The organism is Gloeocapsopsis sp. IPPAS B-1203, from assembly GCF_002749975.1.
GTDB lineage: Bacteria > Cyanobacteriota > Cyanobacteriia > Cyanobacteriales > Chroococcidiopsidaceae > Gloeocapsopsis.
In genome coordinates, this window is the sequence record NZ_PEIG01000013.1 from 68,009 (window position 1) to 88,599 (window position 20,591).

Annotated in this window: 26 protein-coding genes, 4 pseudogenes and 1 riboswitch; of the genes and pseudogenes, 13 read left to right on the plus strand and 17 right to left on the minus strand. The window is 44.7% G+C overall.

Annotated elements, in window-relative coordinates; translation table 11 throughout:
* Window positions 1-235: 235 nt before the first annotated feature.
* Entirely contained in the window at window positions 236-1,495 is a 1,260-nt protein-coding gene (locus CSQ79_RS20410) for a hypothetical protein (protein ID WP_289501371.1), read from the minus strand.
* Between the two features lie 64 nt (window positions 1,496-1,559).
* On the opposite strand from CSQ79_RS20410, the gene CSQ79_RS20415 reads away from it, so the two are divergent.
* From CSQ79_RS20415 to CSQ79_RS20425, 3 genes are all read left to right on the plus strand, one after another.
* Window positions 1,560-1,802: a hypothetical protein gene (locus tag CSQ79_RS20415; RefSeq protein ID WP_099702981.1), complete on the plus strand. Its 243-nt coding sequence runs from the start codon at window positions 1,560-1,562 to the stop codon at window positions 1,800-1,802.
* Between the two features lie 81 nt (window positions 1,803-1,883).
* Window positions 1,884-2,132, plus strand: a complete 249-nt coding sequence (locus CSQ79_RS20420) for a hypothetical protein (protein ID WP_099702982.1) — start codon at window positions 1,884-1,886, stop codon at window positions 2,130-2,132.
* A 234-nt stretch (window positions 2,133-2,366) separates the two neighbouring features.
* On the plus strand, window positions 2,367-3,386 hold the full coding sequence (locus CSQ79_RS20425) for a DUF4238 domain-containing protein (protein WP_099702983.1): 1,020 nt from the start codon (window positions 2,367-2,369) through the stop codon (window positions 3,384-3,386).
* 575 nt (window positions 3,387-3,961) lie between these two features.
* Here CSQ79_RS20425 and CSQ79_RS28205 read toward each other — a convergent pair.
* The gene (locus tag CSQ79_RS28205; RefSeq protein ID WP_289501372.1) at window positions 3,962-4,108 is read right to left on the minus strand and encodes a helix-turn-helix domain-containing protein; all 147 of its coding nucleotides are present in this window, start codon (window positions 4,106-4,108) and stop codon (window positions 3,962-3,964) included.
* Window positions 4,109-4,408: 300 nt separating this feature from the next.
* Here CSQ79_RS28205 and CSQ79_RS20435 point away from each other — a divergent pair, with 300 nt between their 5' ends.
* The 3 genes and pseudogenes from CSQ79_RS20435 to CSQ79_RS20445 all read left to right on the plus strand — a co-directional run bounded on the left by CSQ79_RS20435 (window position 4,409) and on the right by CSQ79_RS20445 (window position 5,750).
* On the plus strand, window positions 4,409-4,684 hold the full coding sequence (locus CSQ79_RS20435) for a thioredoxin family protein (protein WP_099702984.1): 276 nt from the start codon (window positions 4,409-4,411) through the stop codon (window positions 4,682-4,684).
* Window positions 4,685-4,741: 57 nt separating this feature from the next.
* Entirely contained in the window at window positions 4,742-5,260 is a 519-nt protein-coding gene (locus tag CSQ79_RS20440; protein WP_099702985.1) for a heavy metal-responsive transcriptional regulator, read from the plus strand.
* A gap of 13 nt (window positions 5,261-5,273) precedes the next feature.
* Window positions 5,274-5,750, plus strand: a pseudogene (locus CSQ79_RS20445) (putative iron-sulfur cluster-binding metallochaperone).
* Between the two features lie 9 nt (window positions 5,751-5,759).
* On the opposite strand, the gene CSQ79_RS20450 reads toward CSQ79_RS20445, so the two are convergent.
* Together CSQ79_RS20450 and CSQ79_RS20455 are read right to left on the minus strand one after the other, a co-directional pair.
* Window positions 5,760-6,221 (minus strand): heavy metal-responsive transcriptional regulator, encoded by a 462-nt coding sequence (locus tag CSQ79_RS20450; RefSeq protein ID WP_099702986.1) that lies wholly within the window; start codon window positions 6,219-6,221, stop codon window positions 5,760-5,762.
* Window positions 6,222-6,319: 98 nt separating this feature from the next.
* Window positions 6,320-6,793: a hypothetical protein gene (locus tag CSQ79_RS20455; protein ID WP_099702987.1), complete on the minus strand. Its 474-nt coding sequence runs from the start codon at window positions 6,791-6,793 to the stop codon at window positions 6,320-6,322.
* 305 nt (window positions 6,794-7,098) lie between these two features.
* On the opposite strand from CSQ79_RS20455, the gene CSQ79_RS20460 reads away from it, so the two are divergent.
* The 5 genes from CSQ79_RS20460 (at window position 7,099) to CSQ79_RS20480 (ending at window position 10,028) form a co-directional block, all read left to right on the plus strand.
* Window positions 7,099-7,416 carry a hypothetical protein gene (locus tag CSQ79_RS20460; RefSeq protein ID WP_099702988.1) on the plus strand — a complete coding sequence of 106 codons (318 nt, stop codon included), beginning with the start codon at window positions 7,099-7,101 and terminating at the stop codon, window positions 7,414-7,416.
* Between the two features lie 82 nt (window positions 7,417-7,498).
* Window positions 7,499-7,720, plus strand: coding sequence for a DUF2933 domain-containing protein (locus CSQ79_RS20465; RefSeq protein WP_289501373.1), 222 nt, complete (start codon window positions 7,499-7,501; stop codon window positions 7,718-7,720).
* Window positions 7,721-7,849: 129 nt separating this feature from the next.
* Window positions 7,850-8,194 carry a hypothetical protein gene (locus CSQ79_RS20470; protein WP_099702990.1) on the plus strand — a complete coding sequence of 115 codons (345 nt, stop codon included), beginning with the start codon at window positions 7,850-7,852 and terminating at the stop codon, window positions 8,192-8,194.
* Window positions 8,195-8,215: 21 nt separating this feature from the next.
* The gene (locus tag CSQ79_RS20475) at window positions 8,216-9,241 is read left to right on the plus strand and encodes a F510_1955 family glycosylhydrolase (protein WP_099702991.1); all 1,026 of its coding nucleotides are present in this window, start codon (window positions 8,216-8,218) and stop codon (window positions 9,239-9,241) included.
* Window positions 9,242-9,326: 85 nt separating this feature from the next.
* On the plus strand, window positions 9,327-10,028 hold the full coding sequence (locus CSQ79_RS20480; protein WP_099702992.1) for a TVP38/TMEM64 family protein: 702 nt from the start codon (window positions 9,327-9,329) through the stop codon (window positions 10,026-10,028).
* A 381-nt stretch (window positions 10,029-10,409) separates the two neighbouring features.
* On the opposite strand, the pseudogene CSQ79_RS28210 reads toward CSQ79_RS20480, so the two are convergent.
* The 4 genes and pseudogenes from CSQ79_RS28210 to CSQ79_RS20500 form a co-directional block, all read right to left on the minus strand.
* Window positions 10,410-10,610: pseudogene (locus CSQ79_RS28210) on the minus strand (ISKra4 family transposase); the annotation flags it as partial.
* A gap of 43 nt (window positions 10,611-10,653) precedes the next feature.
* Window positions 10,654-11,988 (minus strand): annotated as a pseudogene (locus CSQ79_RS29010) (IS701 family transposase).
* A 45-nt stretch (window positions 11,989-12,033) separates the two neighbouring features.
* A complete protein-coding gene (locus tag CSQ79_RS20495) occupies window positions 12,034-12,609 on the minus strand; it encodes a hypothetical protein (RefSeq protein ID WP_099702993.1) in 576 nt (191 codons plus the stop codon).
* Between the two features lie 98 nt (window positions 12,610-12,707).
* Window positions 12,708-12,917, minus strand: a complete 210-nt coding sequence (locus tag CSQ79_RS20500) for a hypothetical protein (RefSeq protein ID WP_099702994.1) — start codon at window positions 12,915-12,917, stop codon at window positions 12,708-12,710.
* A 57-nt stretch (window positions 12,918-12,974) separates the two neighbouring features.
* On the opposite strand from CSQ79_RS20500, the gene CSQ79_RS28225 reads away from it, so the two are divergent.
* Window positions 12,975-13,097: a hypothetical protein gene (locus CSQ79_RS28225; protein ID WP_289501376.1), complete on the plus strand. Its 123-nt coding sequence runs from the start codon at window positions 12,975-12,977 to the stop codon at window positions 13,095-13,097.
* Between the two features lie 158 nt (window positions 13,098-13,255).
* On the opposite strand, the gene CSQ79_RS20505 is transcribed toward CSQ79_RS28225, so the two are convergent.
* From CSQ79_RS20505 to CSQ79_RS20525, 5 genes are all read right to left on the minus strand, one after another.
* Window positions 13,256-13,924, minus strand: a complete 669-nt coding sequence (locus CSQ79_RS20505) for a tetratricopeptide repeat protein (protein WP_099702995.1) — start codon at window positions 13,922-13,924, stop codon at window positions 13,256-13,258.
* Window positions 13,925-14,264: 340 nt separating this feature from the next.
* Window positions 14,265-14,690, minus strand: coding sequence for a QcrA and Rieske domain-containing protein (locus tag CSQ79_RS20510; RefSeq protein WP_099702996.1), 426 nt, complete (start codon window positions 14,688-14,690; stop codon window positions 14,265-14,267).
* 3 nt (window positions 14,691-14,693) lie between these two features.
* Window positions 14,694-15,848, minus strand: coding sequence for a ZIP family metal transporter (locus tag CSQ79_RS20515; RefSeq protein WP_099702997.1), 1,155 nt, complete (start codon window positions 15,846-15,848; stop codon window positions 14,694-14,696).
* The gene (locus CSQ79_RS20520) at window positions 15,845-16,933 is read right to left on the minus strand and encodes a multicopper oxidase domain-containing protein (RefSeq protein WP_099702998.1); all 1,089 of its coding nucleotides are present in this window, start codon (window positions 16,931-16,933) and stop codon (window positions 15,845-15,847) included. Before CSQ79_RS20520 ends, CSQ79_RS20515 begins: the two co-directional genes overlap by 4 nt.
* 164 nt (window positions 16,934-17,097) lie before the next feature.
* Window positions 17,098-17,427, minus strand: a complete 330-nt coding sequence (locus tag CSQ79_RS20525; protein ID WP_099702999.1) for a YnfA family protein — start codon at window positions 17,425-17,427, stop codon at window positions 17,098-17,100.
* Window positions 17,428-17,509: 82 nt separating this feature from the next.
* Here CSQ79_RS20525 and CSQ79_RS20530 point away from each other — a divergent pair.
* Window positions 17,510-18,308: pseudogene (locus CSQ79_RS20530) on the plus strand (heavy metal translocating P-type ATPase); the annotation flags it as partial.
* Window positions 18,309-18,395: 87 nt separating this feature from the next.
* Here the strand turns inward: CSQ79_RS20530 and CSQ79_RS20535 are convergent.
* From CSQ79_RS20535 to CSQ79_RS20550, 4 genes are all read right to left on the minus strand, one after another.
* On the minus strand, window positions 18,396-18,620 hold the full coding sequence (locus tag CSQ79_RS20535; protein ID WP_289501379.1) for a DUF190 domain-containing protein: 225 nt from the start codon (window positions 18,618-18,620) through the stop codon (window positions 18,396-18,398).
* Window positions 18,621-18,663: 43 nt separating this feature from the next.
* Window positions 18,664-19,119, minus strand: a complete 456-nt coding sequence (gene crcB, locus CSQ79_RS20540) for a fluoride efflux transporter CrcB (RefSeq protein WP_289501380.1) — start codon at window positions 19,117-19,119, stop codon at window positions 18,664-18,666.
* A complete protein-coding gene (crcB, locus tag CSQ79_RS20545; protein ID WP_289501381.1) occupies window positions 19,103-19,561 on the minus strand; it encodes a fluoride efflux transporter CrcB in 459 nt (152 codons plus the stop codon). The genes crcB (CSQ79_RS20540) and crcB (CSQ79_RS20545) overlap by 17 nt, the downstream gene beginning before the upstream one ends.
* A gap of 104 nt (window positions 19,562-19,665) precedes the next feature.
* Window positions 19,666-19,740, minus strand: a riboswitch (Fluoride riboswitch).
* Window positions 19,741-19,797: 57 nt separating this feature from the next.
* Complete coding sequence (locus CSQ79_RS20550; protein ID WP_099703000.1) at window positions 19,798-20,367, minus strand: Chromate resistance protein ChrB; 570 nt, start codon at window positions 20,365-20,367, stop codon at window positions 19,798-19,800.
* Window positions 20,368-20,591: the final 224 nt, after the last annotated feature.

Genomic DNA, 20,591 nt, shown 5'->3' on the forward strand with positions numbered 1-20,591 from the left:
TGCTAAAAATAAGACAGCTTATGAAATTTGAGACGCATCAATGCTGGCTACCCAAAGATGATCGTATAGTCCCACTCAAAAGTTACTATGTCGTTGGTAAACGTGTCCTGATTTCCTTAAGCGGCAAATAGATTTTTGTACCCCTTTATGCTGGAGTTTTTTACTACAGGGGCTAGCCTAATATTGCAAATTACAAGCGTGCTCAATCGATGATGCAACGATTTGAGAAATAGATTTACTTCAATGTACTCAACTGGAGTGTATAGGCACCTAATTGACCAGGAACGCTTTTCCAGCGCCCTTGTTTAGCACCATTCCAGAGGATTTTGCCAACTTGCGCTTTAGCTTTAGTCAAAGCCTTACCTTCAATTTCCCCATATAATGCTCGTGCCACTTTTTCAGGAGTCAAGACCTCGCCAACATTTTCTTCTACTACCGTTGCCACTGCCGCTGTAAAACTCATATTCTGATAGCGCGCTAAGAGTTGCTCGTTCGATTTGGTTATTTGTTTTTGTTGGCGAGATTTAGGATCTTGATTTTCCGAGTTTGATGCAATCAGTTTGAGGTCAATCGTATAGCAACCAGGAGCATCTGGGACTTTCTCCCAAAGTCCTTTTTCTACTCCCTTACGCAGAGTATCATTCATCCTCAACCTTTCTGCTTTGAGGTCTTGTGGCTCAACTTCTCCATGTACAGCACGAACGATGTAATCTACGTGCAAGATACTGCCTTCATTTTCCTGCAATAACTGTTCAACAGCTTCAGATTTACTCAAGTGCTGATACTGTGGCAGCAGTGGTGTTTTGAGAAATTTTGATGGCACTTTGTGCAACTTTGGAGAAGGCAATTGCTGGGGATGCTCCGAGAAAGTAGAATGCTCTGGGTCTGGGAATTGAATAGCTAAGCCAGATTCTGACTGCTGTTGTTCGTCTTGCTGGCGATTGAAAGCCGAGTTAACCACCTCTTTTTGGAGAAGATTTGTAGCGACAGATTTTTCTGACTGTTCCGGTTCTTGCTGTGACGGTTGCTGTTCGCTTTCATGGAGCAATTGGGTTGATGCTTCATCAACTAACGTCGGCGAAGAAACCTCGCTATCTCTTGAAATATCAAGATGCTTCGGCTCGACAGTTGAGGATACCTCTGTGCGGGAGGTTTCTCCACTAATAGGAGTGTCCGGTGCTGATTGGATAATCTGAAGCTCGTTGTGCTGTAGGATGAGCTGGTCTGCCAAGAGTGCGTTAATATGCGCAATTTGCTCTTTGGCATTTTGGGCTTTTGACTGTTGTTGTGCATGTCGTGTTTGGTAATGCGCTCTAAGTTGAAGTAGACTCTCCGCAAACTGCTGCTGTTCGACTAACTGATCCACTAACAAAGCATGAATGCGAGCGAGTTGTTCAGTTGCATGCGAAATCGCACTGGTGCAGTCTTGCACAATTATGTGATAGCGATCGCGCAGTTCAATGAGGCTATGAATGAGGTGTTGGTTTTGAAGCATTGTTCGCTCTTGAGCGTGGAGTGTCGCTAGCATAGTGTGTACAGCAGTGTGATATTTCTAACTTATGCCATCTAAGAGAGTTCATGTTCGAGAATACACAGTCAGAGCACACGAGCGGATGATTCATACACGCGTGTACAAGTTTATCTGCAAGCAGTGTAACAAAGATGTGGAACGCGAAACGTATGGTCCGCGTCCGCTGTACTGCGATCGCTGCCGACCAAGTATGATTCACACTGAAAAAGCTCACAAGAAAAAACCTCGACCTGTATTAGTTAAGCGGCAAAAACGCCGTAACGCTAGCTAATGAAGTCGTAGGTGCGCTCTGAGCACTACTAATTACCGTTATAGTAAAAGCAACTTTGCTTCCCGACAAATAAGACTAAGTATGAATTCAAGCAAAATCATTAGAGTTAACCAACTGCCTAAGAAGTCAGTAGAAAAGCCTAAGAAGCCTGATGTGCAAACTGCACAAGCAACAGCAGTTGAAATTGACATTGATAAATTGGGCTTTGAGCTAGAACAACCAAAATCTGAAGTAAAGTTAGAATCTTTAGCAGAAGATTATCCAGAAGATTCAGTGTATGGTAGTGGTTGGAGTACGACTGAATTGCGTGAAGAGTTTAGTGGAATATAAAAAAGAGTTGTGTTCAAGAAACAGCGATTAGCTAAATGTAGATAAGTAGATAAAAATCGCTCTATGTGTTTGCAATACCAATTGAACTACAGTGATAGAGCCTACGCACTTTGGTAGCTGTTTTATCATTGACTTGCAGATTTAGCTGCAAAAAGGAAGATGCTTTTTAGCAGAAAGTTAAAGCAGCGCTCAAATCTATTTAAGTTATTTATTTTATCTTCATTAAAGTAAACTGTGCCAAATCCTAAGCGTCATCATAAAGTTCCACGTTTCTATCTAGATCAATGGAAAGATCCCTGTAGCGAGAAATCTACTATCTGGATTTTTAACAAAGATAGCCTTGACTGTTCGCCTCGCCTGACCAAGGATACTTTTGTAGAAGGACATTACTTTACCGAGCAAGAGCTAGATGGTACACGCCACGCTCCATTAGAGAATTATCTGAACAGAAATGAAACTATCGCAGCCACCCTCCTTCGTCGTTTGGAGGCAAACGACCCCCTGACGGAACACGATGGCGAAACGCCCCTGCCGGAGGCAGATCGCAATGTGCTTCGGCAATTTATCGCGGGTTTGTTCGTACGAAGTGCTTGGTGGCGGGAACTTCTGCCTCACGTAATTAGCTATGCGAACGCAAAAACTAATCAAGAAGTGAAAAGCCGAACACAGCGAGAGCTAGAACAGGATTTGCGTCAACAAGGGTTCAATAGAACTGATCGTCGTAAAGCATTGAGAGAGAACAAGAAAAAACAGCCGTCAATTAATTCATCTTTGCAGGAATTAACCGCTTCTTGGATTACTAAAGTACATCCTCAATTCATTATTAATGCATCAAACCAATTAGAACTAGCGAAAACTCTTCCCTTCACGATTGTTAGAGTTGAAGGATTACCGTTATTAACTTCTGATACGCCATGTATCATTGAAGAAGATCCATCCATTTTTCAACTTCATAGAGAAAAAATACTAGGTAGTGCTTTTATTTGTCCGCTTACTCCTCACTTAGCTTTTGTAGGGGCGTTAGGACTGAAGGATGAATATGCTACTTTTGATTCTGATTGGTCTAGATTATTTAATGCAAGGATACGTGCAAACGCGCAAAAAGAGCTTATTGCCAATACTAAAGATGTAGATGAAACTTGGTTTTTAAACAATCAAAACTCACCGAGAACAATGCAAGAAATATTAGAACCTTCCAGAAGGAGGTTATCTCTGGGTACAAAGGTTAAGAAGAAAGGATTTGGACGTAAGTAATACTTGCACTTTAAAGCTGTTTAACCTTCGTGATTCGGAGGCAATGAAGGCTGGCTCAGTAACGTGCTTTCTAAAACGGCTGACGGAGGTCTTTCTCAGGAATAGTCCCGCTATTTTTACGAGAACGAAGATATTTACTCAAGAAGTGATGGAATTATTTACTTTAATGTTCACAATGATGAAGCAATTTTGCTTTATGAAAGGGCAGGGGATGGATTAGTCTGTTCGGAAGATCGAGTCGTGCGCCTTGCTCACCCGCGATTGCATCCTGCGATCCAAAAAGCAGCAATAGACAATAATTTAATCTTTAAACCATGACCTCTGTCATACCAGTTCCGAGTTCTACTTTTAAGTAGTGCCACATCAAGGGCAGAAGCGAAACTTGAGGGACACGTCGCCTCATTACAACTGAGACAGGGATCGCACAATCGCGTTTCACAAGCAAAACAAACTTTGGAGCGAAGATGCAAACACATCGGTTCAGCTTCAGTTCCTGGCGTCCCACATTGAGGACAAATCTTCAACTGCTACCCAATATCTGCTACACGCACTCCTTAACAAACCGCATATAAATATTATTGTATAATTTGCAACGCTCGTGCTAATCCAACACGCGATTTGGAGTTTAGTCGCATTGTCTTTCCTGATTCAATCTTGCCGATACTTTGCAAGTGAATTCCTGCTTGTTGCGCGAGTTCGGCTTGACTCATTTTGAGGTTCATCTGCACTCGCCGTACTAAGATCGAGAAAATGACGACGAAGTTTCATAATGATTCAACCTTACTGAAATTACGAGCAATCAATGATTTGACCATTCTGTCCACTACTTTAAACACTCTAGCCAGCTACATATTCAAGATCAGTAGCTAAAACGTTCCTGTATCTATAATCTATGTCTAATGCAGAAAAATAAAACTGCAATGAAATAACTATCGACTGACGGCAACCGCTTACAGTTACCCCTTGACATTGAAGTCAAGTATAAGGTTTACGCTGGGGTTAGCACTTAGGAGAAGTTTGAGATGACTAAGCATTTAGTTGAAGTCTTTACAGCAGCTTGCCCGCTGTGTGATGAAACCGTCAAATTGGTGCAATCGTTAGCGTGTGAAAGCTGTGAGATTCAGGTGTGGGATTTGCGTGAAGGGTATTCAACCCACAAATGCCGTGAGAAAGCCAATCAATACGGGATTCATCGGGTTCCAGCAGTTGTGGTTAATGGCAAACTAACAGAGTGTTGTCAAAATCAGCAGCCGATTTCCCGTGAAGCACTAATCGCGGCTGGCATTGGACAACGATAGAGTATGCAAGCAGGAGGGAAACGATTTCTTTCCTACCTAAGGAGTGTTAATGGAATCATGAAAGAAGGTTTATTGATCGGGGAATTGAGTCAGCGAGTGCATCTGCCTACCCAGACGATTCGATATTATGAACGACTGGGACTGCTTAAACCACCCAAACGTACCGCATCGCACTATCGCCTTTATACCGCAGAGGATGAAGAACGACTGCGCTTTATTCAAAAAGCTAAGCAGTTTGGGCTATCGCTGGATGAAATCGAACAATTGATCGAGATTAGGTCCCGTGGAACGCCTCCTTGTAATGATCTCAAGCGCATGGTGAAGCAACACCTCGATGAATTAGATCGTCGGATTCAAGCGATGCTGGCGTTTCGCCAAGACTTAGCCAGTCGATATGAGCAGATTGAAGCCTTGCTTGCGGATGCATCGGTTGTGCCAACTGAAACCCACTGTAACGGGATAGTTTGTAGACTAATTGAACGATCGAGACCAGCGACATTGGAGGAAACTGTGAAACCTAAAACAGCCTTATTGATGCGATCGTCGCCACTGCCAATGCAAAGATTAGGAAATTAACAGGATTTGTAAGATGCACGATTGTTGTTGTCCAACTCCTAATGTAGCCACGCCTTCTGACAAATTGATGTGTCCTGATGATGGTAGCAAGGGGAAGCCTGTTAAACTCATTACGCAAAAGCTTGCTTCAGCCCATAGCATTGGAACAGTTAGACCCACAGCCGCCGTATTTTTTTTGTGCTCACGCTGAGTGTTCAATAGTCTACTTTTCAGAAGCGGGACAAGAATTTACAACGGCTGATGTGAAAGTTTCTGTGTTTCAGAAAGATCAAAAAGATACTGTTCCAGTTTGTTACTGTTTTGGTTGGAGCCGTCAGCGAATTAATGAAGAGATTCAACAGCGTGGTAAGAGCAGTGCGATCGTCGCCATCATGGATGATATCAAAACCAAACGCTGTGGTTGTGCTGTGGTTGTGAAGTCAATAATCCTCAAAGGTTTTGCTGTTTAGAAAATGTTCGTTTTGTTGTTAAAGAATTATTCAAGAGATGATGTCAAATGTTAATCGTTAGAAAGTACATGCTCAGCCACTTCTTCAATCATGCTGCAAAGCTCTTGGCTGTAAGGATCATCGAACGGGCGATCTGCCCAGCGATCGCGATATATTTCTAGCTCGACCTTAAGCGTCTTGATGCGATCGAGTTGCGCGTCCAACTCAGCAATTTTTCGGTTTAATAGGTCTCGCACTAGTGGGCAAGCTGGATCGCCTTGATGTCGAACACCCAAAATCTGCTGAATTTCGGACAGGGAAAACTGGAGAGATTGCGCCTTCTTGATAAACTGCACGCGCTTAATCGCATCAGTAGTGTAATAACGATAGCCACTTTCGCTTCTGTGGGTCGGTTCAATCAACCCCAATGTTTCGTAATAGCGAATAGTTCCTACTGCAACATCGCTCTGCTCTGCCAGCTCTCCAATCTTGAGCAGTTTCTCTGGCAATCGGTTTTGGCTCAGTCTTCTCATGGCAGTCCCGTTGAATCTGGAGCAAAATGCCCCGCCGCATTTCTAGTCTAAACTCTATAGTTAACTATAGAGTCAAGGCTTTTTGAGCACCACATGGCTCATCTGACATGACAAAGTTGGCGTTTGACGAACCAAATTGTTAAAGGTGGGATTAGTAGCCACATCAACAGTGGCAGTAATCCAGTACCCAAAATTGGAACTGTTGGCATGAAATCGGCGTAAGTCCAAATACCCAACCATCTTGTTGCTAGGTCTTCAAAAATAACTGTAATTAGAACTCCTACAAGTGTAAATACGCTGATTTGCCTTAGACTGGGTTGACGAACCCATTGGCGTGACTTTGATGTGGCTGCAACCACCCAAAAGGAAGTAAGCACAATTCCAACATCACCTACTGTAGCCAGTGTGCAATTTCTGATCATCCCAAAGCAGGAAAGCTCAGATGGGACTTGATAGAACGGCATTTGCTGAACCTCCCAGAAGAAAGACAGGAGAAATGAAAATATAGCTACATTCCATTCGGGTGAATTCAGCCAGTGAAAGGAGCGGATGACGGTTTGGGAATTTGACATAGTACACCTCAATAAGTCCTTATGGCTATCATCAACAGTAAAGTCAGGCTGGACGCCCTTTGTTTCTAACCTAGCGTTGGAGGATCGCTATGCATCGCTCAAAAAATGATTCAAATTTTTTCCTTGACGAAAGTTGCAAGTGAAGTGAGCGATCAGAGAGTAGTAAAGCTATTTCACTCTAGGACGTTATTGACCGCGTAAGAAAATGTTGTCGATGACTTGACTCTATAGCCGACTAGAGACTCTAGCATAGCAATAGTCATCGAGATGTTGACGAATTGTTGATTGAACATTGAATGAATACTATGAAACGTACTCGACTTATTACCAGTGGAATTGTAGTTGGTTTAGCCATGTTGGGAGTAACCGTACTTCCGGCGATCGCTCATGAGCACAATCAAACAACCTCTACTATTGCTCAAAGGCAGCCTGCAACGCCTTCTGATACAAATCAAACGCAGACAGCCCCAACAGAAGAACAAATGAGGCAAATGATTGCTCAGTGCAACTCTATGATGAGCATGATGCACAACATGATGGGCAATGACAATATGTCTGGGATGATGGGGCAGCAGAATAGCCCTTCAGGACAGGGCTGGATGAACCCAATGCCAGGACAATAAGATCATCTCTATCTCTGACAAGAGCAACACGCTGAAAACAAAAGTCAATTTCCTTGGCATGTGTTTTGACTGGAAAGTGTTGGTGGGGCAGGTAGCCGTCGGCATTGCAATTGCTGTGTTAGTACCGCAACTGACGCTGAGGGCATTACCACTGCAGTTGCTAGCAGCCTGTCCGCTTGCGATACTTCTAATGATGAACCAAATGGACAAGGATTCAATATCTGCTTCATCACACCGACGATCTTTGTTACCTGCCAGTAAATTGCTTAATCGGGACGAGCAACTGGCTCAATTGCGCGTGTAACTCACACATTATATAAGTCATTCCACTTGACTCCATAGCTTAATGGAGAGTTTAGGATGGACTTGACACATAGGGAATTTTTGTCTTGGCAGACATTCTTCCCTTTATTTCCTGAATTCAGACTGTGCTATGAACAATTCAGATTCTCGAATTCCTGAAGCGATCGCCCCAGAGGTGTTTGCCCGTGCCGCTCGCTTATATGCCCAAGCAGTGCAGGGGTACTCGTTAGAGGAATTAATTCAAGCTGGAGCAGCCGCCAATATTCCGCCCAAATACATAGAACAAGCGGTGCAGGAGATCCGGTTGAAACACTTCCAAGCGGAGAGACGAAAACAACGGCTCAAAGATACCCTCGTCGGTGCAGGAATGGCGATTGCCCTGTTAAGCGTCTGGAATGTCAATCACTTCCAACCTCAAACTTTGATAAGCCGTATAGTGACCCCTTGCAGTAGCATGATGGGCATGAGGCAATAACCAGGAAACTACCAGAACATTATGAGTCAGTCAAATTCAAACCAGGGAAAGGCTGCAAAATGGTTAGCTTACGCTGTCCCTGCAATCGTATTTTTCATAGCCTTAGGAGGTGCAGCCTGGTTATTTAGTCGTACCAGCCAGCCTACCAGAAGCAATTTGTCCAGTGCTGCATCTCAATCGCCATCCAACCAAACGGATAACTTACTAGCGCCCACTACTTCAGAAGCGTCTCTAAAACCAGCAGAGAACTGGCAGGCAAACAATCACATTCATGGATTAACCGTCAGCCCTGATAGTTTTCAAATTATCTATGTTGCCAGTCATAATGGTCTTCTAAAGCGATCTGAGACAGGTCGATGGTATTGGGTAAAAGAACGGTACGATTACATGGGTTTCATCGCTCACCCAACTGACGCAAATCGCTTCTATGCCAGTGGCCATCCACCAGAAGGTGGCAACTTGGGGTTTCAAGTGAGCCGAAATCAAGGAGTAGATTGGCAAGAAGTTTCCATGTCAGGAGTAGATTTTCATGCAATGGCGATCGCACCTAGCCGCCCTGACATCATTTACGGTCTAGCCACATCTGGAGAACGAGGCTTCTTTGTATCGCACGATGCTGGTCAAACCTGGGTACAGCAGCCTGCAAATGGTTTAGAGGCAATGCCGTTTAGCCTTAAAGTTGATCCTCTCAATGCAGAGCGAGTGGTAGCGACAACACAAGCCGGGCTATATGAAAGTCAAGATGCGGGCAAAACGTGGTCACTCATTCCCAGCACAGCTACTGCTCCAATAGTAGGATTAGCACTGCAAGCAGATGGCGACAGGACGGTGATGTTTGGATATCGCGTCTCTCCTGCCAATACTGGACTATACCGCAGCGTGGACAATGGACAAACCTGGGAGCTTTGGAGCAGCAATGGACTAGAGGGCACAGTTTTGTATCTAGCTGTTGCTTCCAGTAATGCACAGATTTTCTACGCTATTAATGAGAACAATATTGTTTTCCAATCACAGGACGGTGGTAAAACATGGAATGAACTAAGTTAGTAATTGTGAGGAAACGATGCGTTGCATGATGCTTACATTGCTTGTTGACCAAAGTGCCGAGATGGTCAGTACCTTTTAATCTTTTATGAAGCGCAAGCGACGAAAAAAGCAGCACCTTCTCAACCGTCAGAATACCATTGCCCTGACCATCCTGCTGTTGTATCTACTAATTTGCGGGTGGCTCTGGATTCGACCGGAGTTCGATCTATTTTCTGCTGAAGGGCTGAAACAAGCGACTCAACGTTGGGGATGGCTGGGAGTACTGGTTTACACGGGTATTCTGACGCTATCTGTTGTGATCAGCCCGATTCCAAGTGCCCCACTTGCGGTTGTGGCTGGGATGATCTGGGGTCCAATTTTGGCAGGAATTTATAGTGTCATTGGCGGTTTCTTAGGTGGTTTGCTGGCATACTTTATTGCCTATACACTAGGGCGATCGGCTGTCCATGCGCTAACAGGGAAACTCATCTACTTCTCTAAAAATCGAGGGGAAGTTTATCTTGGTTGGGTGATCTTCATCACACGCCTACTTCCAGTGTTATCATTTGATCTGATTAGCTATGGAGCCGGTATCACAGGACTCTCATTGCCAATTTATGCTACTGCAACATTGCTTGGCATGATTCCATCTACTTTTTTTCTAACATTTTTAGGTTCAACATTTACAGTTGGTTTACCGTTAGGGATTGTTCTTTCTATTCTGTTCCTGATTCTGTTGATAGGTTTACCGTATAGTATTCATCGGTACAACTGGTTCAATATAAGAGATATTATTCACTTGGAATGAATGCGTGGTATTATCTCATTACCCATTTAGAATCAAAGTGTAGTGAAGTATTTGTACCTAAATACATTCAGACATAGATCGTGGTTTTGTGGATGAGAAGTTACAAATCTAATTAGGAACAGCTTCTATAATAAATGTGAATCAGAGATTTTGCGCTTTCGGCGTTGTTTGAAGTTTGTCGAAAGTAGAACAATGCCAAAAATAACTGTAGAGAGCAGAACAACACTCGTCCCAGAAGCAACGTCGAAATAGTAGCTTAGATAAATGCTTTTGACGCTGCCCAATGCCACGTAACAACGCCTTTGGTACTCGTTCAAATAACTGAGAAATACATTCAATCGGTAATGCAACACTTGGGAGCAAGTCACTTTTGCAAGCGAGTCAAGAAGAAAGCATCCCATTAAGGTATGCACATCGTTGCGCCAAGACCTGGGGAACGTTTTGCTCAAGCCATTGAGCACCAGAGATTTGAAGCCTTCTATCAAGTTGCTTCACTGCTGATTCCACTCGTCCTGTTGCAACAGAGACTTTTTGGGCGTGGAAGTGTTGATAGTTGACGATGCGGTGGCAGTGTTTCTTCAGCCCTCTTTTGTTACTTTAATAAACTAAAAACTAAGATATATACCTAACTTGCCATAGCATAATCTATAGAATAACCTCGGAAGCTGTTCATATTTCCTATCAACTTGAATAGCCCTCTTTTCAGTCCAGGTATTCGGAATACTCGTAGCCAAGGCTCAACTAAATACCAGAATATATAAGGTTGGATAATTAGTCTTAAGTTGTTTAAAGAACTCTTCCAGTTAACACCTGATTCCCATTCAGGTGTTGAGTAATTTCTTCACTCTTACCAGTAAAGCTAGAATAGCTTTGTGCATTTGAGTTGGTATTAGTTCCAGAATTAGCGGTTGATGATTTAAACTGTAACGCTTGCAAAGTAACCAAGAGGTAAGCGCTAAAAACGATTTCCCACCACCGCTCAATACTGTGATAATCTGTGAGCCGAAAATCTGCCCACCCTAACTGATTTTTTACCTGTTTGAAGCTATACTCAATCCAAGTTCTCAAGCTATAGAGATTACCTAGAATTTGTTGAATTTTACCAGGTAAATTAGTCATGATAAACCAAGTATCTGCCGACTCAGGAATAGTATCATCTTTTGTAATTTCAAAATACCTCAGATGCCGACGCTTACCAAAGATAATTTCACGGATGTAGCGGGTTTCTGGGGGACGGTGAGAAAGGCTCTGCTCATAGGCAAACCAACGGTTGTAACGAACTCTCTCCTGGGGAAAGCCAAACTACATGATTGCTACGAATAGCTACGATAAAAGGTAGTTTCAACTCAACTAAAGCGAGGACTAACTCTGTACTTTCCCCATACAAACTATCTGCTAATACTAGTTCAATGTTAAATCCGTAATCAATCAGTTCTTGAGTAATTTCTAGTGCTAGTTGCGGCTTAGTTTTGTATTGGTCTCCTGATTTCAGTCGAGTCCGAGGTTTAAAAACTTTAAACATTAATGGATAAGTCATATTATCAATGACTGCATAGGCATTAACCGAGACAATACCATTCTCCACTTTTCCTAAGTTACCAATATATTGTTTAGCTACATAATCAGTTGCTGTTCCCTTCTTTTTATCTCCGGTTTCATCAATGCACAATGTAATTGATCGCTCCCCAATTGTTACTAAAGTCAACCATAATCGCATCTCTTGAAGTGCTTTAACATCCCACACTGCATCCCGCAACAAATGATGCAATCCTTGCCCATCTTTCAATCCAACTATTCGCGCAATTTCTGGTAAAGATTTACGTGATAGCTCGCTAATCATCCCCATGTGTAGGAACTTGAAGTATTCATAGTTCCTGACATCGCTGAACAAGTTTTGATATGTTTGGCAATATTCATCCACAAATCCAACTGTTGCTTGTGGCTTACGCGGCTCAACCATACTCTCTATCTAGAATTCAGCTTTTCTCTCTTGTTTTTCTTCCTCCTATAGTAACAAAAGAGGGTTCAGGTAGGCGCAAAACTTCTGGGCTGTCTTACGGTTGCTCTTTGTGAACAGCGCACTTGCAGCATCTACATCCCCACACCAAAGCAATACTTCACAAAGCCTCAGTCGCTTGTAGGCAGCATTGACCTTGTAGAGGTTTTGTTTGAGATGATACCAGTCCAAAATTTCTCTTCGTTGTTGTTTAGGAGCGATCGCTGCGATTATATTCCAGATCCCATCATGTCCATCTCCAAGACAGGTAATAACTGGAGAAAGCGGCACAGACCTTACCCAGTTAGTCAGTCCTTGATTATCATAGAACCATGCTCCGGTAGCGTGACTATGAAGACTTACTGCTTTATAATCTCGCCATACACAAGCATATCCCAATTCGGTACGAAGTCGAACCTTTCCACCATCGATGCTCAATTCTTCCACTTCTGCCTTCACCTGGGGCAGCCGGAACTCTTGCCGATGTACCAATCTTTGTTGGGTTTTTGCAGATACTTTTATGCCTGTATATTCTTGTACATCTCGTGCCGCATCTTCGTAAGATACATTTGCACTTGAACGCACACAGCAACTCTCAAGATATGGACTTAATCTTGTGTGGGATTTTACTTCAAGTCGTTTTGCTTGGATGCGCGTGAGCGGAAGCTTTCCCAAGATACTCTTTATCTGTCGCTTTCGTCCAACTGCTGTACCTGTGACTGTTTCGATAAAAAAATCCCCATGTGAGGCATTACATGCTCCAGTGCCAAGTCGCGTACAGATTTCTCTATTCCTGCCAGAGTTTTCAACTCTTCCTGATTTGCCTCCTCGTATAGGAGTGCGGCAATTGCATCTACATGTGCCTTAATTGCTTGCGCTTTCTCTAAATTCATCCCCACTCCCTCTAATTTTATCCCCTATCTTCTCCTAAATCCTACCTATTTGCAAAAGTGACATGCTCCCCAACACTTTATTGGGATGCTCATCAGGCTGTCGGTACTCTGGGCACTGGCACTGATGCACCAACTTGTCTGCCATCAACTTCCAAAAAACTGCGGCAAACTTATAGCTGAAAAGTGTGAAGTTATTTCTATATGACCCCTAGGTGATTGAGGTTTACCGTCGCGAGAATGCGGTCCTAAAGCCTGTAAGGACTCTATACCGTTAGGATGAACTGATCAGTTCAGTAATGCCTGGTTTTAACTGCTTAGTCAGTTGGTTTTTCTAGTTATCATTGAATAATCTGAATTAAATCAAGTGTTTGTTGGTAGCCAACCCGATCGCCTTGCTGCTGAAAGAGAGTAGCCGCTTGCTGTAAATCTGAAATGGCTGCGGAACGATTGCTCAAAGCATAGTAAGCAAGACCTCGACGACCGTATGCTTGAGCCAGCGCTGGCTCAAGCTGGATGACCTGTGTAAAATCCTCAACAGCTTGTTCATGGTTATTAAGACTGTAGTGAGCCAAACCTCGGTTGTAGTAAGCATCAAGAAAAGTGGGAGCAAGTCTTAGAGTTTCATCAAACTTTTCAATTGCCCCTTGTAAATCCCCAACACTCGCCAGAGCAGTCCCCCAGCGAGCGTAAGCATCAACATGGTTTGGATCAATTTCAATGGCTTGACGAAATCCCTTAATTGCTTCTTGATAGTCTCCCAAAAATGCATAAGCAAGACCACGCTCACAGTAGGCTTCCATATAATCGGGATTAAGCTTTATCACTTGGCTAAAATCCTGAATCGCTCCTTGAAAGTTTCCCCGCTCCAACTGTGTTGAAGCCTGACTGAACAAATTTTCAGCCTGGGTTGATTCCGCAGCCTGAGTTTCCTGAGTACTCAGGGAAATCCCAGCGATCGATATTAGGGCGATCAGAACCATACTCAATTGCTTGACTCTGTAAATCATTTCGCCTCTATCACACAGAATTTTAATTTGGCTCTGTTCTAATCTTGCATAGAACCATCTTTAATCAAGGTTGCAACAGTTGCTAACCATTCAGTTCCACTATAACAGCGACTAACTCTCAAGTGTTGAAAATTTATCTAAGAGATAACAGCGTACTTTCTGAATGCGGTGCGATCTAACCTGAATGTTCTTAATAGAATTACTGTAAATGAAAGCTGTAAACTCGATCTTCCTAGACCAAACGTCAACACTAGCCCACCTTAGGTTAATTGATGGCAATTTTCTTAAAGAAACGAATTCGCATCACCTAATAAGTATAATGCAGTGAAACTTAGCAATTTTAATTCAGCTTGACAAGAATTGATTGATTTTCAACTTTAATGGAGTAACTTACTAAATCTCTCGTGGCTGGACCTTGAGTGACTTGTCCACGCGAATCAAATTCAGATCCATGACAGGGGCAGACAAACTGGCTCTGATTATCTTTCCACTTCACAATGCATCCAGCGTGGGGACAGGTGGGATTGAGTACCACAATTGTCTGGGGGTGAGAAGCACTACCCACTACGATGAGCCGAGTATTACCGACTTGAACTTGCAGTTTGCCTGCGGATTGATCTAACTCAGACACGTTGCCAACTACCACAAAGCCATCCGATCGTGAATTGGCAGCAATGCGTTTGAAGCCACAGGCTACCAGAATCGGTAGCAATGTGCTGGTTAGCCATCCCAGTCCTATCCATCTAAAGAAAGCGCGGCGATTCATACATTAGAAATTGACGAGAAGTGCAGTTCCATACATGATGGCTAAACCTAAACTAAATCCAATTAGACTGACAGTAGAGAGCCAGTTACTACCTGATCGATGAGCAGTGCGTATCAAGTATGCTCCAACCTCCACCATCACTTGCAAGATTGCTCCGACTCCAATGCCTAAGAAAACTGCTGCCCAGTGAGGTGAAAAGGTAAAGGCTCCAATCCAAGTGCCAATAACAGCAGGCAGTCCTGCTAAGGCAATTAAACTGAGGAACGTCGTGAATTTAGGGCGTGCATCAACCAGAGGCGCAGCAATGCCGATTCCCTCTGTAATGTTATGCAGGGTGAACCCAACGACGAGCAACGAACCCAGTGCTGCTTCTCCAGCGGCAAAGGCAGTGCCGACTGCCAATCCCTCTCCCAGGTTATGCCAGCCAATTCCTAATGCCAAATAACTTGCAAGTGCCTTCCCTTCTGGAGACTTGCCACCTTGTCTGCCGATCGCAAAAATCGCAAGAAACGAGGTGATAGCAACAAGCCAAACAAGCGCACTAGCAGAGAAAGCACTTGCTGACTTCGTTGCAAGTTCTAATCCTTCTTCCAATGTGTCTACGAGAAGAAATGCCAGCATGCCGACGGTCAGCGCCAAAATGAACTTCATTCCCTGTCCGCCTAATTGTTTTAAAGCTGGGTAGAACAGCATTCCTAGAGTTACAGGCATGACTCCTATATATAACCCCAGCAGCGCATACGCCAAAATGCGAATCAACGAAAATTGGGGCGTTGGTACGGCAACAGCAATCTCATGATCAAACCCGATTCCCGTATCGGTGATGAACCGAATGTGATGCGCCTCATCGCGCACCCAGGGGTAAGGCAATTTAATCCAAGCCGTTTGCAATCGGGGTAATTCTCCAGGTGGCGTTTGGGTAAATTGCCAGTAGGCTCCGTCAACCTGAATTTGGGCGATTTGCATCGGTTCTGAGCCGCTGGTTCTCACTAATAAAGAGATACCTTGATCGCCTAGCAAAGTTCGCTCTACTGTAAGCTTCTCAATTGGAGGGGCTGAAACTCCTAATGGTTCAAGTGGATTGCTAGAAAGAAATACTCCAATCGCGAGCGCCAGTGCAACGAGCGGCAAGATGATCCAAAGCAACGTCTTTCTCATGCCACCACCTCAAATGCACTCATCCAACCGAGTTCCAAAAATTCTGACTGGTGAGCGTGGAACATATAAATGCCCAGTTCATGCTTCTGAAATGTAAACTCCAAAATGCCTCGCTGGGCTTGGCATTGCATGATAGTATCAACTGTTCGCAACGTTGGTATTAACGTGGTTCCGTGGTCGTAGTAATCAAAAAAGTTTCCGTGGAGATGGAAGGAATTGATCGGGTCAAACTCAGTGACATTGATCAAATACACTCGTACTGGGCGATCGCGCTCAATCTGAATCGGGCGTTTCATAAACTCATGCGGAATCGTATTGACCGCATAGAATTCGTTCTCCTCGTCAAAATTGGTGTCAAATGCGTTCATCACCATGAGAAACTCTTGCCACTTGGCGTTCTGCGGACTACCGAGTAACCGAGACTGGGCTTTTTCTTGTTGGTCAGGATGTTGTTTAGGATCAGGGTCGATAATAAACGCGCCGTAGAGTCCCTTGTGCAGGTGCCGTTTGAACGGAGCAGAGTGACAGTGATAGAGGTGACAGCCAAAGGGTTTGGCATCAAACTCATAAACCACTTCCTGCTCCGGAAATGCTTCAAGCGTACCAGGAACACCATCTTGCCGTGCTGAATGAATGCCGTGAAAATGCAGCGTGTGTGGATGAACACCTGGATTTTTGAAGCGAATTCGGACGCGATCTCCTTCCGTGACTCGCAGCGTTGGACCCGGAACGCGCCCATTGTACGTCCAGGCAGGATAAACGACTCCAGGGGCAATCTCAACCTCCTGTTCTGCAATTGATATTTCAAACTCTCGCAATGTCTTGCCATTAGGCAATTGTGAAACTTTTCCTACTTCCCAATCCGTCAAGATATTTTGTGGATCAAACCCATTGCGGGAATTGTCTACATCTCCCATCGTCATACTGCCTCCATGCACTGGCACAGAATGACCTGAAGGTGTACTAGTGTCCGCAGAAGTAGGAGTTTGAGCAAAGGCACTACTGGGCAAAAGCTTACTCAGCAATGTCCCAAAACCTAATATGCCACCACCGATGAGCGATCGCCGTTTGAGACTCAAATCCATGATCTCTTCTTTTCATATTTCTTTCATAATTTCACAAATTAGCGCACATTGATTAAGTTCAGCCATTAAACTTTGTGAGTAAGGTGGGTGAGCAGACGCTCACGCCTCGTGGAAACAGTAGCAATCAGCCAGATAGTCTGCCGCTGTCCGAATGACCACAATAGCTAGGTTCTAGGTGCATACATCATCACTAATACACCGACCAGAACAATGGCAGCTCCGAGCCAGTCCAGGCGATCGGGCATAACGTTGTCAATTTTCCATCCCCAAAGAATGGAAAGGATAATGAAAACTCCGCCGTAAGCGGCATAAGCCCGACCAAAGTTGGCGGGTTGAAGGGTGGCAACAAAACCATAAGTTGTGAGCAAAACAGCCCCGCATAGCACTAACCAAAGGCTTTTACCTTCACGCAACCACAGCCAGACTAAATAGCCGCCTCCGATTTCAAAGAGACCCGACAGAACAAACAGAAGTAGTGAATTGAGAATGTGCATATTGCAGTAGTTCCAAGTACAGTCTGCTGAACTATTGTCATTGATAATGCTTCTTTCCTTCTCCAGGACGATGAAAATTTGCGTAAATCAGGCGATTGCTCAGTTCGTCCGCCAACAGAACCTGACCTGGGCAAGAGCTGTGAACGTTCAAGCCCAAGCGGGACAGGGGATCACTGGAGAAATAGATGGTCACAGGGCGATCGTGGGTAAAGCTGCGTTTGTCCAGGTGCAGGTGAATGATGTTGCCAAACCCCTGATAGAGCAGAGCCAACAGTGGGAAGCTGATGGCAAAACGGTGGTTTGGGTTGCCTACGCTGGAGAAATCTTAGGCATCATTGCGGTGGCAGATACGGTACGACCCGCAGCAGCACAGGCGATCGCCCGATTGAAACGGCTGGGAATTGAGCAGATTGTGATGCTAACCGGAGATAACTCCCGCACGGCTCATAGCATCGCTCAACAGGTTGGAGTCGATCAGGTTTACGCAGAACTCTTACCCGAAGAGAAAGTGGATGTCATTCGCAAACTTCAGAAGCAGTATCAGGCAGTCGCAATGGTGGGAGACGGTATCAATGATGCACCCACCTTAGCTCAAGCATCTGTTGGCATTGCGATTGGGAGCTGCGGGCAGTGACGTGGCATTAGAAACGGCAGATATTGTCTTGATAGCAGATCGCCTGGAGAGATTAGAACATGCGATTCGCCTGGGTCGCCGCGCTCAAGGAGTGGTCAAGCAAAACATTGTGTTTGCCCTCAGTTTTGTGGTGATTCTATTGATCGCAAACTTTGCAGGCAATATTACCCTACCGTTTGGTGTGTTGGGGCATGAAGGCTCGACCGTGACCGTAACGTTGAGTGGATTGCGATTACTCAGAGATTAATCAATTCAAACTGGAGAAAATAAAAATGACTACCAAAACAAATCATCAATTCTCGTTCGAGTGGAATCAACACCGTTACTCGATCGCTTACGACACAGCCTGTACGATGGGGAGAAATTGGGCGATCGCCTCTGCCTTGTCGATGATTGTTACGACCATCGGCAAATCTGCTAGTTCCATCATGCGGTCGGTGTAGATTCGCCCACCCTGCTGTACACCGTATCCTTCTACTCCTCGTGTGACTGTCGCACCTAAAAGTTGATGCTGTCGTGCGGTTTCAACAATCGCTAGAAACAAAGGTTCCCCTGCCAATGATCAGATTCATTGACGTAAATTGTGAGTCGTTCCCAGTTACTCATGGCAACCTCCGCGCTAGAAAACTTCCGAATTCCAAACACAGCACTCCCAGAAAAGCGGTGCCAATCCAATACAGCGGCATCTCCCACTGCCTCACTGTCAGTAGTTTGTCTGCATCCAATTCATAAGTAGAAAACGTGGTGTATGACCCTAGAAAACCGACTGCAATGATCAATCGCAGATCGGGTGAGATCAAACGTCGCTCTATTGCAAGGTGGGTGAAAAAGCCCATTAGAAAAGCGCCTGATACGTTGATGACAAACGTACCAAACGGAAAAGCGGTTCCAAGCCACTGGTTTAAGCCCAGCGTCAGGTAATATCGGCTCAAGGCTCCTGCGATCGCCCCAAAACTAATCGCTAAAGGCACTCGCACATTGGCATTACTCGACCGCAGGATGAACCGGATTCCCGCTCCACTTTTTGCCAGCCAACTCATCTCAACTTCCCCCGTCATGCACCAGTTTCGCCAGTGCGATGCCGATCTCCAAACAGATGCCGCCCAACGCAACACTTCCTGCCCAGTAAAACAACATCTTGGCCCGATCTCTGCCCCGCATCAAAACAGAGGTGTCAAGCGCATAGGTCGAGAATGTCGTATAGGAGCCAAGAAAGCCAGTTGTAATTAGGAGTTGCAGTTCTGGAGAGCCGATCACTTGCTCGATTCCTAACCCGGCAAAAAAGCCCATCAGCAGCGCTCCAGAGAGGTTAATGAAAAATGTTCCAAAGGGAAAACTGATTCCGAACCACTGGCTGCACAACACCGTGAGGTAGTAACGACTCAGCGCCCCTGGAATTGCCCCTAGACCAACGGCAATTGGCGCACTCATCGCTGGGTTATGCTGAGTCAACAAACCCAAAACCTGGAAGGGGATTAAAGTAAGTGGATTAATAACCATACAGCACACCTAAAGCCACGTTGAAGCAGAAGTCCTTTTCGCGGTTTCAGGAGAGATGCCAATGCTGTATTTCTGCACATAGCCCTACTCTCCTGAAGCGAAAGCGGAAAGTAGGAGCCATCAGCTATCAGCCAATCGATCTGACAGCGGTTTTGGCAAGCTCTATTGCCATAATTTCTTTATACCGCCAAACCCGTAAATTGACAAGGTAAGTTAGTTCTCTTAGGAAAAGATAGCTAGGGAAATTTCCCCTCTAGCTCATCTGTTATGCCAAACTCTTGGGCTTCGTACACCTGCTGGCTGAAGTTCTGGAAGTCTTGTTCACAAGCATCAAATGCATCGAGAGCAGTTGAGTAACCGGAGGCTTCAAAGAAATCACGTTCCCGTATTTTGGGCAGCCATGATCTCAACTTTGCCAACTCCGCCTCATTTTCATCCAACTCAGCAAACGTCAGATTGCGAATCCCCCGCTCGTGATCCAGTTCTTTGTGAAAGTCTCGGCAACGCCCTAGAAACTCCCGATACTCCTCCTCTACCTGTTGCTGAAACCGCCCGATCAGCCTTGCGTTTTGCGCTTCATCCTCAATTTGAACCGTAAGTAAATCTGCCTCTCCGTTGCCAGAGGCAATTTCGGCTCTCAGTTTCTCCAACTGCTGCTGCAAGTTCTCTCGATGTGGCAAAACACAGACAGACTGCTGTAAATACAGCCCACCCCAGCCCTTGAGCTTGCGCCACACATATACCCTTTGAGTTGAGGGTTGCGAGGGAACTCGATAAATCAATAAATTCCAGGCTTGGCTTGACATGAGCTAATTGTAACAGGTGTTGCATTCAAGCTGGAAGTGTGGCAAGCTTGAGGCTAATTGTAACAGGTGTTGCATTTAGCCTATTTTGTGGAAGTATTTTGTGGAAGAAGTCGAAGCAACGGCAGTAGTGACTGAAATTGAGTGGTCTGAAGTTACAGAGGGATAAGCCTTGTTTTAGACGCAGAACAAGTAGAACAAAGATTTTGATATTTGAGCTAGAAGGG

Bases quoted from the DNA above. Each gene is read 5' to 3' on its own strand.
- CSQ79_RS20410 (WP_289501371.1), bottom strand. From the start codon at position 1,495: ATGCTTCAAAACCAACACCTCATTCATAGCCTCATTGAACTGCGCGAT.
- CSQ79_RS20415 (WP_099702981.1), top strand. From the start codon at position 1,560: ATGCCATCTAAGAGAGTTCATGTTCGAGAATACACAGTCAGAGCACAC.
- CSQ79_RS20420 (WP_099702982.1), top strand. From the start codon at position 1,884: ATGAATTCAAGCAAAATCATTAGAGTTAACCAACTGCCTAAGAAGTCA.
- CSQ79_RS28205 (WP_289501372.1), bottom strand. From the start codon at position 4,108: ATGAACCTCAAAATGAGTCAAGCCGAACTCGCGCAACAAGCAGGAATT.
- CSQ79_RS20435 (WP_099702984.1), top strand. From the start codon at position 4,409: ATGACTAAGCATTTAGTTGAAGTCTTTACAGCAGCTTGCCCGCTGTGT.
- CSQ79_RS20440 (WP_099702985.1), top strand. From the start codon at position 4,742: ATGAAAGAAGGTTTATTGATCGGGGAATTGAGTCAGCGAGTGCATCTG.
- CSQ79_RS20450 (WP_099702986.1), bottom strand. From the start codon at position 6,221: ATGAGAAGACTGAGCCAAAACCGATTGCCAGAGAAACTGCTCAAGATT.
- CSQ79_RS20455 (WP_099702987.1), bottom strand. From the start codon at position 6,793: ATGTCAAATTCCCAAACCGTCATCCGCTCCTTTCACTGGCTGAATTCA.
- CSQ79_RS20460 (WP_099702988.1), top strand. From the start codon at position 7,099: ATGAAACGTACTCGACTTATTACCAGTGGAATTGTAGTTGGTTTAGCC.
- CSQ79_RS20470 (WP_099702990.1), top strand. From the start codon at position 7,850: ATGAACAATTCAGATTCTCGAATTCCTGAAGCGATCGCCCCAGAGGTG.
- CSQ79_RS20475 (WP_099702991.1), top strand. From the start codon at position 8,216: ATGAGTCAGTCAAATTCAAACCAGGGAAAGGCTGCAAAATGGTTAGCT.
- CSQ79_RS20480 (WP_099702992.1), top strand. From the start codon at position 9,327: ATGAAGCGCAAGCGACGAAAAAAGCAGCACCTTCTCAACCGTCAGAAT.
- CSQ79_RS20500 (WP_099702994.1), bottom strand. From the start codon at position 12,917: ATGAATTTAGAGAAAGCGCAAGCAATTAAGGCACATGTAGATGCAATT.
- CSQ79_RS20505 (WP_099702995.1), bottom strand. From the start codon at position 13,924: ATGATTTACAGAGTCAAGCAATTGAGTATGGTTCTGATCGCCCTAATA.
- CSQ79_RS20510 (WP_099702996.1), bottom strand. From the start codon at position 14,690: ATGAATCGCCGCGCTTTCTTTAGATGGATAGGACTGGGATGGCTAACC.
- CSQ79_RS20515 (WP_099702997.1), bottom strand. From the start codon at position 15,848: ATGAGAAAGACGTTGCTTTGGATCATCTTGCCGCTCGTTGCACTGGCG.
- CSQ79_RS20520 (WP_099702998.1), bottom strand. From the start codon at position 16,933: ATGGATTTGAGTCTCAAACGGCGATCGCTCATCGGTGGTGGCATATTA.
- CSQ79_RS20525 (WP_099702999.1), bottom strand. From the start codon at position 17,427: ATGCACATTCTCAATTCACTACTTCTGTTTGTTCTGTCGGGTCTCTTT.
- crcB (WP_289501380.1), bottom strand. From the start codon at position 19,119: ATGACGGGGGAAGTTGAGATGAGTTGGCTGGCAAAAAGTGGAGCGGGA.
- crcB (WP_289501381.1), bottom strand. From the start codon at position 19,561: ATGGTTATTAATCCACTTACTTTAATCCCCTTCCAGGTTTTGGGTTTG.
- CSQ79_RS20550 (WP_099703000.1), bottom strand. From the start codon at position 20,367: ATGTCAAGCCAAGCCTGGAATTTATTGATTTATCGAGTTCCCTCGCAA.